At 56.4% G+C, this 13,156-nt stretch carries 13 protein-coding genes; 6 read left to right on the forward strand and 7 right to left on the reverse strand.

Translation table 11 applies throughout. The features are described from left to right. The first annotated feature begins 225 nt into the window (after positions 1 to 225). Both FN806_RS09940 and FN806_RS09945 read left to right on the forward strand, forming a co-directional pair. Positions 226 to 414 carry a hypothetical protein gene (locus tag FN806_RS09940; protein ID WP_142636616.1) on the forward strand — a complete coding sequence of 63 codons (189 nt, stop codon included), beginning with the start codon at positions 226 to 228 and terminating at the stop codon, positions 412 to 414. Between the two features lie 131 nt (positions 415 to 545). Continuing rightward, on the forward strand, positions 546 to 902 hold the full coding sequence (locus tag FN806_RS09945; protein WP_142636618.1) for a diacylglycerol kinase: 357 nt from the start codon (positions 546 to 548) through the stop codon (positions 900 to 902). Between the two features lie 34 nt (positions 903 to 936). On the opposite strand, the gene rimO is transcribed toward FN806_RS09945, so the two are convergent. Beyond that, positions 937 to 2,325 carry a 30S ribosomal protein S12 methylthiotransferase RimO gene (gene rimO / locus FN806_RS09950; protein WP_142636620.1) on the reverse strand — a complete coding sequence of 463 codons (1,389 nt, stop codon included), beginning with the start codon at positions 2,323 to 2,325 and terminating at the stop codon, positions 937 to 939. Positions 2,326 to 2,421: 96 nt separating this feature from the next. On the opposite strand from rimO, the gene FN806_RS09955 reads away from it, so the two are divergent. Continuing rightward, the gene (locus tag FN806_RS09955) at positions 2,422 to 4,380 is read left to right on the forward strand and encodes an AsmA family protein (protein ID WP_142636622.1); all 1,959 of its coding nucleotides are present in this window, start codon (positions 2,422 to 2,424) and stop codon (positions 4,378 to 4,380) included. A gap of 31 nt (positions 4,381 to 4,411) precedes the next feature. On the opposite strand, the gene FN806_RS09960 is transcribed toward FN806_RS09955, so the two are convergent. Genes FN806_RS09960 through FN806_RS09975 form a run of 4 tightly spaced genes read right to left on the reverse strand, consistent with a single transcriptional unit; the run spans position 4,412 to position 8,973 of the window. Continuing rightward, positions 4,412 to 5,908: a phosphomannomutase/phosphoglucomutase gene (locus tag FN806_RS09960; protein ID WP_142636624.1), complete on the reverse strand. Its 1,497-nt coding sequence runs from the start codon at positions 5,906 to 5,908 to the stop codon at positions 4,412 to 4,414. A 14-nt stretch (positions 5,909 to 5,922) separates the two neighbouring features. Next, positions 5,923 to 6,756, reverse strand: coding sequence for a 3-deoxy-8-phosphooctulonate synthase (kdsA, locus tag FN806_RS09965; protein ID WP_142636626.1), 834 nt, complete (start codon positions 6,754 to 6,756; stop codon positions 5,923 to 5,925). A gap of 5 nt (positions 6,757 to 6,761) precedes the next feature. After that, positions 6,762 to 8,336: a KpsE/RkpR family capsule polysaccharide export protein gene (locus FN806_RS09970; RefSeq protein WP_142636628.1), complete on the reverse strand. Its 1,575-nt coding sequence runs from the start codon at positions 8,334 to 8,336 to the stop codon at positions 6,762 to 6,764. Then, on the reverse strand, positions 8,314 to 8,973 hold the full coding sequence (locus FN806_RS09975; RefSeq protein ID WP_142636630.1) for an ABC transporter ATP-binding protein: 660 nt from the start codon (positions 8,971 to 8,973) through the stop codon (positions 8,314 to 8,316). Before FN806_RS09975 ends, FN806_RS09970 begins: the two co-directional genes overlap by 23 nt. 228 nt (positions 8,974 to 9,201) lie before the next feature. Here FN806_RS09975 and FN806_RS09980 point away from each other — a divergent pair, with 228 nt between their 5' ends. Both FN806_RS09980 and FN806_RS09985 read left to right on the forward strand, forming a co-directional pair. Further along, complete coding sequence (locus FN806_RS09980; protein ID WP_142636632.1) at positions 9,202 to 9,789, forward strand: uracil-DNA glycosylase family protein; 588 nt, start codon at positions 9,202 to 9,204, stop codon at positions 9,787 to 9,789. Further along, positions 9,782 to 10,570 carry an SseB family protein gene (locus FN806_RS09985; RefSeq protein ID WP_142636634.1) on the forward strand — a complete coding sequence of 263 codons (789 nt, stop codon included), beginning with the start codon at positions 9,782 to 9,784 and terminating at the stop codon, positions 10,568 to 10,570. Before FN806_RS09980 ends, FN806_RS09985 begins: the two co-directional genes overlap by 8 nt. Positions 10,571 to 10,615: 45 nt before the next feature. Here the strand turns inward: FN806_RS09985 and yghU are convergent, their stop codons facing one another. After that, complete coding sequence (gene yghU, locus FN806_RS09990) at positions 10,616 to 11,494, reverse strand: glutathione-dependent disulfide-bond oxidoreductase (RefSeq protein WP_142636636.1); 879 nt, start codon at positions 11,492 to 11,494, stop codon at positions 10,616 to 10,618. A 246-nt stretch (positions 11,495 to 11,740) separates the two neighbouring features. Here yghU and FN806_RS09995 point away from each other — a divergent pair, with 246 nt between their 5' ends. Further along, positions 11,741 to 12,259 (forward strand): YHS domain-containing (seleno)protein, encoded by a 519-nt coding sequence (locus tag FN806_RS09995; RefSeq protein ID WP_142636638.1) that lies wholly within the window; start codon positions 11,741 to 11,743, stop codon positions 12,257 to 12,259. A 53-nt stretch (positions 12,260 to 12,312) separates the two neighbouring features. On the opposite strand, the gene FN806_RS10000 is transcribed toward FN806_RS09995, so the two are convergent. Next, positions 12,313 to 12,990, reverse strand: a complete 678-nt coding sequence (locus tag FN806_RS10000; RefSeq protein WP_246097226.1) for a J domain-containing protein — start codon at positions 12,988 to 12,990, stop codon at positions 12,313 to 12,315. Positions 12,991 to 13,156: the final 166 nt, after the last annotated feature.

Below are 13,156 nucleotides of genomic sequence, written 5' to 3' on the forward strand. Positions count from 1 at the left end.
TGGTTTCTCCGTTCGCTGACTTTCCCCAGTCTATCGCCTGAACAGATGTGCCGAAAGCAGTAGCTGCCACGCGGCACCCATTCCATGGGCAATCCCCCCGGCATGGTTTTGCCTGCTTTCGCAAACGCGCTGTTGATTTTATTGCAAAATTACCAACCACACCGTATTGTGAAGTCGGCCCCATGTTCAGGGCAATAACAGAAATTAATTAGAGGAATGACGGACATGAAACTCAAATTTGCTGCCGTTAGTGCGTTTGCCCTGGTTCTGGCTGCTTGCTCGCAACAGGAAGAGCCGACACCGGTATACATTACCCCAGATTATGACAAATACGGCACGCCGAGCTGCCCGGCAGGGACAGATCTGGCGACGACCGAAGCAGGTCAGACCGTATGTAATCCGACTGCTCAATAAGATTTTCGCGGGCGGATTCCGACATAGCCGCCCGCACAATCGAACAAAAAAGCCGCCCTATGGGTGGCTTTTTTATTGCCTGTCATACGGTGTTCGGGTTTCTGTTTGACCTATTGAATTACCGAGGTCGCATGAGAAAACTTGTCACCCATCTAAAGGACCGCATCCGCTGGAGCTGGCAGGGATTGGCTGCCACTTGGCACGGTGAATACTCGTTCCGCGCTTGGGTCTGCGCTAATCTTGTTTCTGCGGGTCTGGCCCTGTGGCTGCCCCTGAGCGATGGCGTTCGGGCTCTGATACTGGTGATCGGTCTGTTGGTTCTGGTGGCCGAACTGTTCAACACGGCGATCGAACGGGCGGTGGATCATACTTCGACCGAACACAATCTATTGGCCGGGCAAGCCAAAGACGCCGCCAGCGCTGCGGTGGCACTGTCTGCTTTGGCTGGCGGATTGGCCTGGGTTATCGGGCTGTTGAGCCTTTTCTGACTGCCGCTGGGTCGGTCAATTCAGTTAGGTGTGGTTAGCGCAGCTTGCCCCATAGATCATATTCCCCGGCCTCGTCCACCTCGACCGAGACAATGTCGCCCGGCTTCAGGGCCTCAAACCCCTCGTCGATGAACAGATTGCCGTCGATCTCGGGCGCATCTGCGGTGGTGCGACAGGTCGCGGCCTCATCGTCGATATCATCCACGATGACTTGCAGGGTATGGCCGACCTTGGCGGCCAGTTTGGCCTCAGAAATCGCCTGAGCCTTTTCCATGAACCTTTCCCATCGGTCTTGTTTGACATCGGCGGGCACATGGTCAGGTAGGTCGTTGGATCGGGCTCCTTCGACGTTCTCGTACTGAAAGCAGCCGACGCGATCCAGTTGCGCCTCGTCCATCCAGTCCAGCAGGGTCTGGAACTCAGCCTCGGTCTCGCCGGGATAGCCCACGATAAAGGTGGATCGCAGAGTGATATCAGGACAGGTCGCGCGCCAGGCGGCGATCTCGTCCAGTGTTCTGGCAGCTGCAGCGGGGCGGGCCATTCGTTTCAAAACATCCGGATGTGCGTGTTGAAAAGGGATATCCAGATAGGGCAGCACGTTACTGCCCGCATCCGCCATCAGCGGGATCAGTTCACGTACATGCGGGTAGGGATAGACATAGTGCAGACGAATCCAGGCATCCAACTGACCCAATTCACGCGCCAGATCGGTGATATGGCTGCGGACCTCACGGTCTTTCCAGGGATTCACGTCATATTTCCGGTCCAACCCATAGGCCGACGTGTCCTGAGAGATCACGAGCAATTCGCGCACACCGTTATCGACCAGCTTTTCCGCCTCGCGCAGAACAGCATGCGCCGGACGGCTGGCTAGTTTGCCGCGCATGTCCGGGATGATGCAGAACTTGCATTTGTGGTTACAGCCCTCGGATATCTTGAGATAGCTGTAGTGGCGCGGCGTCAGTTGAACGTTGGCCGCAGGCAGCAGATCCACGAAGGGGTCGGGATCAGGCGGCACGGCCTTGTGTACCGCATCCAGCACCTGCTCGTACTGATGTGGTCCGGTGACGGCCATGATACGGGGGTGATGCTCGCGGATGTAATCGGGTTCGGCCCCCAGGCATCCGGTTACGATAACCTTGCCGTTTTCTACCAAAGCCTCGCCGATGGCATCCAGAGACTCCGCCTTGGCGCTGTCCAGAAATCCGCAGGTATTCACAATCACGGCATCCGCGCCTGAATAGTCCGGCGAGATGCCGTATCCTTCGGCCCTCAGGCGCGTCAGAATCCGCTCGCTGTCGACCAAAGCCTTGGGGCAACCCAGCGATACCATGCCGATGGTCGGCTGGTTCGGACGTGGTGTATCAGTGATCCGGGCAGCAGGTGCCAGGTCGGGGCGGAGGTTTGGCGGGTTTGTGGTCATGGCGCGGCATATAGTGGGGAAAGCTTCCCCTTGCAAATGCGCTGCCGTCTTTGAATGATCTTTTTATAGCGTGCCAAATAAGTCGGAGAGCAGAAAATGAAATGGCTAATGCGCATCCTGTTCCTTTTGGTGGCTGTGGTCGGTCTTGTCATCGGCGCGTTGCTGCTGATGCCGGGCGACAAGTTGGCGACCATTCTGGCCGAGCAGGTCAAGGCACAAACCGGGCGTGATCTGAAACTGTCGGGGGGCGTTAAGCTATCCTTCTGGCCTGTGCTGGGCATGGAAACCGGGGCGGTTTCCTTCGGAAATGCCTCGTGGGCGGGGTCTGAGCCGATGCTGAGCGCCGAAAGCCTGGCGGTTGGGGTCGATACCTTGGCCATTTTGTCCGGCGATGTGCTGATCAAACGGATTATTGCCGAGAATCCGACCCTCAGACTTGAACTGTCAGACGGGCGCGGAAACTGGGAGTTTGACACGGCCGTCGCCCCGACAGCCAGCGGCTCGGGTGGATCAAAACCGGCGGATGCATCGCGTGCGGTGACACTGGAGCATCTGAAACTGACTCAGGCGCGTCTGATCTTTGTTGAAAATGGATCGGCCCGATTTGATGTCGCAGATGTGGATTTGTCTGCTAGTTGGCCAGCAGTCTCGGCCCCCATGGTTCTGGATGCACAAATGCCGGTTCCGGGCGGTGAGGCCCGCGTGGATATCAAGATACCCGACCTGCCGGCCTATGCCTCGGGCGCGGCATCCGAGATTGAGCTGGCGCTTGCCGCCCCCGGTGGTGACATCGGGTTTGACGGGCGCGTCAACCTTGCCGGAGAGATGGACGGCAAGCTGCAGTTGAAAACCAAAGACACGGAAAAAATGCTGGCCGCGTTTGGTCAGGAGGGCGTTGGAGTGCCGCACGGGTTGGGCCGCGCTGCGAATGTGTCGGGGCAGATGACTTATACCAGAGATGGCCGCATATCTGTGCGCGATCTGGTGGCTTCACTCGACAGTAACCGTTTTACAGGCGAAGTTGATATTGTCATTTCCAACCCGCCACAGATCACCGCTCGGTTGGATGCCAGTGATCTTGATCTTTCTCGCTATAATCAAAGTGGTCAGACGGTCTCGTCCAGTTCAGGCGGTTCCGGCGCGGGTGCTGCCTCGGAGGGGTGGTCAAGGGAACCGATCGACGCCTCGGCGCTGGCTTTGGCCAATGGTGAAATTCGACTGACAGCCAAATCTATCGCGCTGCCCGAGCTGACGCTTGGCCCCAGCGACCTGACAATGCGGCTGGACCGGTCTCGGGCTGCATTGGAGATGAACCCGGCAACCTTGTTTTCCGGAACGCTGAACGGGCAGGTGGTGGCCAATAATCGGAATGGGTTGTCCGTTGGCGGCAAGATAAAGGCCAAGGGCATTGACCTCAAACAAGCTCTGACAGCCTTGGTCGGGGTCGAGCGGCTGTCCGGGACCGGGTCAGGATCATTCGAGTTTCTGGGCGTTGGCCAGAACGAGAATCAGATCATGCGTTCTCTCAGCGGTAAGGGCCGCTTGGATGTAGGAAAGGGGTTGATATCGGGCTTTGACCTTGATCGTCTCATGGGACGAGGCAAAGGATCGGGTGGCACCACCGTGTTCAACAGCCTGACGGGTAGCTTCACCATTGATCAGGGCGTTTTGCAGAACAACGATTTGTTGATGTCGCTGGACAATTTCCGCGCGGATGGCAAAGGAAAAGTCGGGATCGGAGCGCGCAATATCGACTATCTGTTCACGCCGGTCGCTCTGCGTGCGAATTCGGGAGAGGGCCTGTCGGTTCCGGTGCGTATCGTTGGACCATGGAGCAATCCGTCGATCAAGCCGGACCTGACCAAGGTGATCGAAGCGGCCGCCGGAGGAAAGGTCAAAGAGCTTGAGGATGATGTCAAAAAGAAAGTCATCGACAAGATAGGCGGCGATACCGGTACGGCCGGGACTGACGGGGACAGCGTCGAGGATGCGCTGAAGAACAAGCTTGAGGACGAGGCCAAGAAAGGACTGCTTAAGCTGTTTGGCGGAAATTGAAGTGTCGGGGCCAGCGCCCCGACACCAACGCTCAGATGGTCTGGTCGTAATCTCCGACACCCGGTTCGGTTCGGATAACCGCGTCGATATCCGCAAAAATGGCACGCATCTCTTCTTCGCTTTCGCTGCTTTCGCAGACGACCACCAGATTGGGCGTATTCGACGAGGCGCGGACCAACCCCCAGCTGCCATTGTCCAGAATGACTCGGGCACCGTTGACAGTGACCACTTCTTTGATCGGGCGACCTGCTAGCGTCTCTCCGGCCTCGGATTTGGCGACCAGCTTTGCGACCAAACGGTCGAGTATGTCGTATTTTTCGATATCCGCTGCATAGGGGGACATGGTCGGTGTCGACCATGTTTTCGGTAGTGCCTTTCGCAGGTCGGACATGCTTTGGTCCGGGTTGCGGTCCATCAGTTTACAGATCTCAACCGCGACGCGCATGCCGCAATCATAGCCACGGCCAATCGGTTCGGCCAAAAAGTAATGCCCCGACTTTTCGAACCCAGCCAGCGCGTTGATCTCTTTGACTCGCCGCTTCATGTGGCTGTGGCCGGTTTTCCAATAATCTGCCTTGACCCCGCGGGCCTTCAACTCGGGGTCGCTGGCAAAAAGGCCGGTTGATTTCACGTCGGCGACAAAGGTGGCATTGGGGTAAATCTTGGCCAGATCGCGGGCCATGATCACGCCGACCTTATCAGCAAAAATCTCCTCCCCCTCGTCATCCACAACGCCACAGCGGTCACCGTCACCATCGAATCCCAGCGCCATGTCGGCACCGCTGGCTTTCACGGTATCGGACATGTCGTGCAGCATTTCCATCGCTTCTGGGTTCGGGTTGTAATGCGGGAAGGTATAGTCCAGCTGGTTATGGCTGGGCACGACTTCGACCCCCATGCGTTCAAAGATTTCCGGGGCAAAGGCGGATGCGGTGCCGTTTCCTGTGGCACAGACCACTTTGAGAGGTCGGGATATTCTGAAATCGCCGACCAGATCGTCGATATAGGCCTCTTTCACGCCATCAACGAATTCGTAGGACCCGCCAGGGTGGGTCTGCCCTTCGCCATTCAGAACAATGTCTCGCAGTTCCGACATCTCGTCCGGGCCATGGGTCAGGGGACGTTCAAACCCCATCTTGACCCCGGTCCAGCCATTTGGATTGTGGCTGGCCGTGACCATGGCCACCGCTGGAACGTCCAGATGGAACTGAGCGAAATAGGCCATCGGGCTAAGCGCCGGACCGATATCCTTTACCTGAATTCCCGCCTGCATCAGGCCCAGGATCAGGGCATTTTTAATGGTCAGAGAATAATCACGATAATCATTGGCTACAGCAATCACGGGTTCAATCCCACGCTTGCGCATCTGTGTGCCCAGACCCAACCCCAGTGCGGTCATGCCCGGCAGGTTGATCTCTTCTGGATATTTCCAGCGGGCATCATATTCGCGAAAGCCGGTTGGCTTGATCATTGCGTCGCGCAGAAAGCTCCAGGTGTTCGGAGTCACCTCGGGGTTGGGTTTGGTCATGGGAATACTCTTGTTCAGATCTGGATAGGGTTGGCCTTGGCCAACGCATCAAAACGCATCAATGTATCGATGAGCTGCGGCATCTGGTCCAATGGGATCATATTAGGACCGTCGGAAGGTGCAGTATCAGGGTCCTGATGGGTTTCGATAAAAACCGCACCGATGCCAAGCGAAACCGCAGCGCGGGCCATCACAGGCGCGAATTCTCGCTGCCCACCAGTTGAACCACCTTTGCCGCCAGGCTGCTGTACCGAGTGTGTGGCATCCATTACGACCGGGTATCCCGTTTTGGCCATCTGCGGCAGGCCGCGCATGTCAGCGACCAACGTATTATATCCAAACGAAGTTCCGCGTTCTGTCAGTAGGATGTTTGTGTTCCCAGTGCTTTCGACCTTGCTCACGATGTTGCCCATCTCCCATGGGGCCAAAAACTGTCCTTTTTTGACATTAACCGCCTTGCCGGTTTCGCCAGCTGCGAGCAGCATATCTGTTTGTCGGCATAGAAAGGCAGGGATTTGCAGCACGTCCACAGCCTCGGCCGCAATCGCGCACTGGGCTTCGGTATGTACGTCAGTCAGCACTGGAATACCCAAGGTTTTGCGGATGTCATCCAGAACCTTGAGCCCTGTGTCTATTCCCATACCTCGCGCACCCGACAGCGAAGTTCGGTTCGCCTTGTCGTACGAGGCTTTAAAGACGTACTGCGCCCCGGCGGCGTCGCAGGCCTCTTTCATTTTTCCTGCGATCATTTGGGCATGATCGGCAGTTTCCAGTTGGCAGGGACCGGCGATGATCGTCAGCGGAAGATCATTGCCGACCGTGAGATCGGAGATTTTTACATGTTTCATGTGTCTTACGAGGATACCTGTTCACGAAGGACCGACGCGGTAAGCGAGATCATCAGGTAGATACCAGCAAACAACAGGAAAGCCAAAATCGTATTTTCGAACTTGCGCGGATAGCTGGGTTCCTGACTGGGAACAGGATTGACGGAAACCGTCAGATACCGAACCTGACGATTGGCTTCGGTCCTGGTTGTCTCCATATGCTGCATAGCTGATTGCAGGATCATATCCCGAGCGGCCAGATCGGCCTGTGCCATCTGAATCCGAACACTCAGCCTGGCCAGCGAATTCTCGCCGGCAGAGACATCCAGCATTTCGGCGTTCAATTCCTCCAGCACAACCGTAAGCCGTGCGATGTCGGCCTGTGCGCCATCCACCTTGGCTTTGTTTGGGCGGCGATTGTCCAACAAGGCTGCAAGCTGCAGTTCTTTGTCCTGAATAAGCGTCTCGATTTCGTTTATGCGGCCCCGCAACCCGGCAATGACGCTTTCAGGGTCAAGGATTGCGCCTTGCAGCTGAAGCTCGATCAGGTCTTCCTGAGCTTTCTTGCGTTCTTCCTGAGCGCTTACAAACCCTTCCCGGGCATCTTTCATCTGGTCTTCGCGTTTCTTTTCGGTCAGCGCGTTTACCCGTTGCTCGGCATAGGAAATCAGTTCTCGTGAAAACGCGGCCGAAGTCTGGGGGTCAGGTGTCGCCACCTCCATCCGGATCAGGCCATCGGTCGGGTCATATCCGACCGTGATCATGCGTTTGTACAGCTTGTAAGCCTCTTCGAGACTGGCGTCTGGGGACAATCGCTGAATGGGGTCGATCCAGTCCTGTTTGAACACATCGGCGAAACCGGCCTCTGTGTCCAAAAGTTCAAGCGCATCTTTCGATTCCAGAAACTCCTGGGTGGCAACCGAATCCTGCGTGGTCGCAAATTGGGTCCCTGCCAGAAGCCCTCCGATAGAGCCCGCGCCCCCGTCCGCCTGAAGGATAAGAAAGGCAGAGTTGCTGGCGTACATTGGGGTCGCGATCCGATAGAAATAGAGACCCACGACAAAGGTAGGTAGCAGGACAAAGACCGCAAGCCGCGCAAACAGAGCGAACAGTTTGCGACGGCGGCGGCGGGCGATGTCCCTCTGAATCTGTCCGATTTCACGTTCACGCCGCTCAGCCGGGCTCATCTCGGGTCCGGGCAAGTTCTCTGGTGCATCTTTCACGGTCTGGGGCAGGTGGATCGTGACGCGATCATTCGTCTGCTCGTCCGAAGTTTTCTTTTCCGAGGCAAGGTTCAGTAGACTGGAGCGTTCAAACGGATCAATTCCCTTTTTGCGCAACAACCGAACTGCATCATAGTCCGAAGTCGCCGCAAGACCGTTTTTCTGGGCAAGACGACGTGCCACCCTCAGTTGGCGGCCGGTCAGTCCCTCGCGTTTGATAGCGTCGATCTCGGTCCCTACTGGCGGTTCATTTTCTGGGCCGGGCGCCTTTGTGGCCTGGCGAATACGCGAGATCGCGTCTTCGCGCGTTTCGGCATTTCCCGCAGACCGCCGTTTGCGGCGCCAGTTGTATTTATCAGCCCTGGGTTTGGTAGTCATATAACTGCTTTGCCTCTTCCAAGGTTTCGAACAAGTGAAGCTGACCATCCACTAATACCGCCGCCTGACGCGCGAATTTTTCAAGCAGGGCCGGGTTGTGAGAGACGATGACCAGTGTTGTTGTGCGCAGCCGTTCCTGCAGAATGTCGCCTGCCTTTTTGTTGAATTCAACATCCGTTGTGGCCGGCATCCCTTCGTCGATGAGGTACATGTCGAAATCCAGAGCCAGCATCAACGCGAATGTGAACCGCGACCGCATACCGGATGAATAGGTCGCCAGCGGTTGATTGAAATATTCACCCAGGCCACACAGCCAACTGCAATATGCCTCGACATAGTCCGGGTCCATACCATAGATCTTGGCGATATAGCGCGAGTTCTCCAGAGCCGACAGCTTGTTTGAAACTCCGCCGGTAAATCCCATCGGAAAAGAGACGCGGCAGGATTTGCGAATGACCCCTTCGTCGGGTTTCTCTAGTCCGGCCATCATGTTGATCAGGGTGGTTTTCCCGGTACCGTTCGGGGCCAGAATACCGATGGATGTGCCAAGTTCGACGCGAAAAGACACTCTGTCCAGAATCACCTTTCGGCGCGTCCCGGTCCAAAAGGACTTGCTGACATTTTCAAACTCAAGCATCCAAGGCCTGCGGGTTTATCTTGTTGTTGCTCCGTTCGGATCGGCGAAAGAACGGTACCTCTACGGCGCCATATAGGCCACATTATGTCGAATTATGAAACAAATGATCAATGCGTTCCGGGGGTCGTTTTTGGTAATGTGACTTTTGCATCTGTTGGCGTCTGGATGTGTGTTACCTATCTTGCTTTCAGAACACCAACCATCTGATGCGGCACTGATTGCGATCTCATGAACCCACTCGAAAAAGAAATAGAGGCCTGCCGTATTTGTGCTGACCGATTTGCGGCAACTGAAACCGCGCATGAACCAAGACCCATTGTCTGGTTCCGCAAAGACACGCCCGTTTTAGTCTGTGGTCAGGCTCCGGGGGCACGAGTGCATGCGTCGGGTCGCCCTTTTACCGACCCTTCCGGTGATCGGCTTCGGGCGTGGTTGGGTGTTGATGAGGAGCTGTTTTATGACCGTTCGCGTGTCTCGATCGTTCCAATGGCGTTTTGCTTTCCCGGCTATGATGCGCGCAAGGCAGATTTGCCTCCTCCGCCAGTATGCGGTCAGACTTGGCATGATCGGGTCATGGCGGATCTTGGGCCTGTGCCGTTGACCATTCTTGTCGGGGGGCACGCCCATAGATATCACCTGAAGTCACGTGGGTCAGTCACCGAAACCGTGCGCAACTGGCGGGACTATGCACCGCGGGTCTTTGCCTTGCCTCATCCGTCCTGGCGGAATACGGCATGGATGAAGAAAAACCCGTGGTTCGAAGCCGATCTGTTGCCGGTTTTGCGCGCACGGGTGCAGGAGGTTCTGAATGACTGAGATTTCGGCTCTGGACGCCGCCCATGCCGCGGCTGAGGCCGCTCCGCAGGATGATGCAGCCCGTCTGCGTTTCTTTGAACGGCTGGCTGACAGTGAGCTGTTCCTGATGCTGACGGAAGAGGCAAAGAACGAGAATATTTCGCCCGAATTGTTCGACGTGGCAGACGGGCGTTTTGTGCTGGCTTTCGATCGCGAAGACCGGCTGGCCCGCTTCGCAGACCGCCCGGTGCCCTATGTTGCGCTGTCGGGGCGGGTTTTATCGTCTATGTTGTCGGGGCAGGGGATCGGGCTGGGGTTGAACCTTGAGGTTGCCCCGTCCTCGATGTTGATCCCGCCCGAGGCATTGGGCTGGTTGATGGAAACTTTGCAGCATGGTCCCGAAGAGGTGCAACAGCACCTGTCCGAGTTCCTGGCTCCATCGGGGTTGCCCGACGAACTGCTGACAGCTTTGGACGCCAAGCTGGCTACGGCCATTGGGTTGGCGCAAGCCGCCTATCTGGTCAGCACCAAAACGGCTGAAGGTGGGTTCGGGCATTTGCTGGGTTTTGTCGATGCCGTCGAAGGGGCAGAGGCAGCTCTGGCCAAGGCCGCATCCGAAGCGCTTACCTTTTCCGGGGTCGAAGCTGGGGCAATGGACGTAGGTTTTTTCAAATCAAGTGACACGGCCGCAGCGTCTTTGGCGCGGGTGGGTTTGCGGTACGATCTGCCGCAGCCTGAGGCGCGTGTGAATGCGCATATCGCTCCTGGGCGCGATCCGGACAAACCGCCTTTGCTTAAGTAATGGCGGAATGGGGCTTCGCAGATTGATCCGCGAAGCCCGGTTTGTTTACTCGGCTGCCGGCTCCAGCTTGTCCTGTGTACGCGTTTCAAAGTCGCCAGCCTCGTGGCGTTCGTGAAGCTGTGTATGCTTTTCGCCGAAGGCACGATTGACCATGCGACCGCGTTTCACGGCGGGACGGCCGTCAATCTCCTTGGCCCAGCGCATGACGTTCTTGTAGGATTCGACGTCCAGGAACTCGGCTGCGCTGTACAGGCGCCCAAGAACCAGTTGTCCGTACCAGGGCCAGATCGCGATATCGGCGATAGAGTAATCCTCGCCTGCGATATAGGTTTTCTCGGACAGCTCCCGATCCAGAACATCCAGCTGCCGCTTGGTTTCCATGGCAAAGCGGTTGATGGGATATTCCCATTTCTCGGGCGCATAGGCGTAGAAATGGCCAAACCCGCCACCCAGATATGGTGCACTGCCCATTTGCCAGAAAACCCAGTTCATCACCTCTGTCCGTTCGGGCCCGGATTCGGGTAGGAAAGCGTTGAACCTTTCAGCCAGGTGAAACAGAATCGAGGCACTTTCGAACACGCGCACAGGTTTTTCACCGGACCGATCCCACAGGGCAGGGATCTTCGAGTTCGGGTTGGCCTCTACAAAGCCCGAACTAAACTGATCTCCCTGGCCGATGTTGATCAGCCAGGCGTTATACTCGGCCTCTTCATGGCCTAGCGCCAGAAGCTCTTCCAGCATGACGGTTACTTTTACCCCGTTAGGAGTGGCAAGCGAATAGAGCTGCAGAGGATGGCGCCCAGCAGGCAAATCCTTGTCATGAGTTGCCCCCGCAATCGGGCGGTTGATATTAGCGAATTGTCCGCCGTTTTGGCTATCCCATGTCCAGACCATCGGGGGCGTATAGGTCGATTGCTCGCTCATTTCTTGCCTTTCTCAGCAAAGTTCGGGTGAATTATCCGTTCGCTTCAACAGCTAATATTGCAAAGGGCAAAGTCCAACCCTGCCCGTTGGGAAGATTTTGTAACATTCAGTGCAAAAGACTTCACGTTTTCTCATTCGATGTCACAGCGACGCGAGCGGGACTGCGTTCGATCGAGGAATCACCTATTCTCTGCACAGCCCCGTATTCCGGGCCGATCACCCATCCAATAAAAAAGGACCGCCCTTATGAAACGATTTGCCTGGACCTTAGCTGCGACCTTGGCATTTGCCATGCCTGCCCTTGCAGGTGATCAGTATGTGGACGGCACCGGCTATGCGGTGTCGGGATATGACGTGGTTGCCTATCGCAGTCTGGATCAGGTTGCTGTCGGTCAATCACAGCCCGAAGCCGTTCGCGGAAGGTCAGATATTACGGCCGAATACAACGGCGTTACCTGGGCATTCTCGACCGAAGAGAACCGGGACAAGTTCCTGGAAAACCCTGCTTATTATGCGCCGCAATATGACGGTCACTGCGCCTATGGCGTGTCACGCGGTGGCAAGGTGCCTGCGAACCCGAACTTGTGGCGGATTGTTGATGACAAGCTGTATCTGAACATTACCGATGTGGTTGTCGGGTTCTTTGAAGAAGATATTCCCGGCAATATCAATCTGGCTGAAGGAAACTGGCCGGGCATCGAGGCCGACGGGGCCTCCAGCAGCGTGATCCCGAAGTTTACCTCCGAAGGCCCGGTCGCAAACTGAGAGTTCTGCAACGGATGCAAAGCCCGGCATTGATTTGCCGGGCTTTTTGTTTGTCATCCGGCCAACCAGTACTCATCCTGCGTTTGCTGGTCGGCGTTGAATCTGATCCGCACGCTGCGGGCGCCCGGAAATTTCTTGGTCGCAAGCGCAACGGGTACGACAACTTCGCCAGTGCCCGCATCTTTGGACTGAAAGCTCAGAATCTCTGTCTTGACGCGCTTGGAGCCAGCGAGAACACTCGTCGGCAATGCGACGCGGTTAGCACCTTCGCAGACAGGTGCGGAAATGAAATAAGTCAGGTTGCGGCCATGCAAGCCGACAGCGTCCGGAATGTGGTCAGCATCTTGCAGGCGATCCGCATCTTGACTGTCCACCGGGGTGTCCTGCAAGTGGGGCAGCGCCGTATTCAGCATTGCACGACAGGCATCAATATCTTGGGTTTCCAGCTGAATAACGCGTTTGCGCAATCGGGGGCGGCGTGGTTTCCCCGCCGCCGAGCCCGCCAGACCTTTCCCAGCCAGCCCCTCGCTGCGCAGCAAATCATAGGCCGCCTTGGCGTTGGCCAAGGCCGCACCGTCTCCGCCATTCTTGTCGGGGTGGGCTTCGAATGCGATGTTGCGCCAGGCTTCTCGAATGTCATCTGAACTGGCGCTTTGAGCCAGACCAAGTGTGCCGAAGGCATTGGCGCGGGCACTAACCTTGTCAAAAGGTTCCATACTAAATTCACTCATAAACAAACTATACGGCCCCACAATGAATGGGCGGTTGATAAAGTCAAATTTGTAACAGAATTGAACGGTTTATCGCGACAATGATTAAGGCTGCAGCTGGATTGTTCAAGTGGCCCAGTCAGACAGGGTAATCCCAACTTATTCCGCAAAAACACCCGGGGTTTTG

Origin of the sequence: Ruegeria faecimaris, assembly GCF_900182615.1 — a bacterium.
GTDB lineage: Bacteria > Pseudomonadota > Alphaproteobacteria > Rhodobacterales > Rhodobacteraceae > Ruegeria > Ruegeria faecimaris.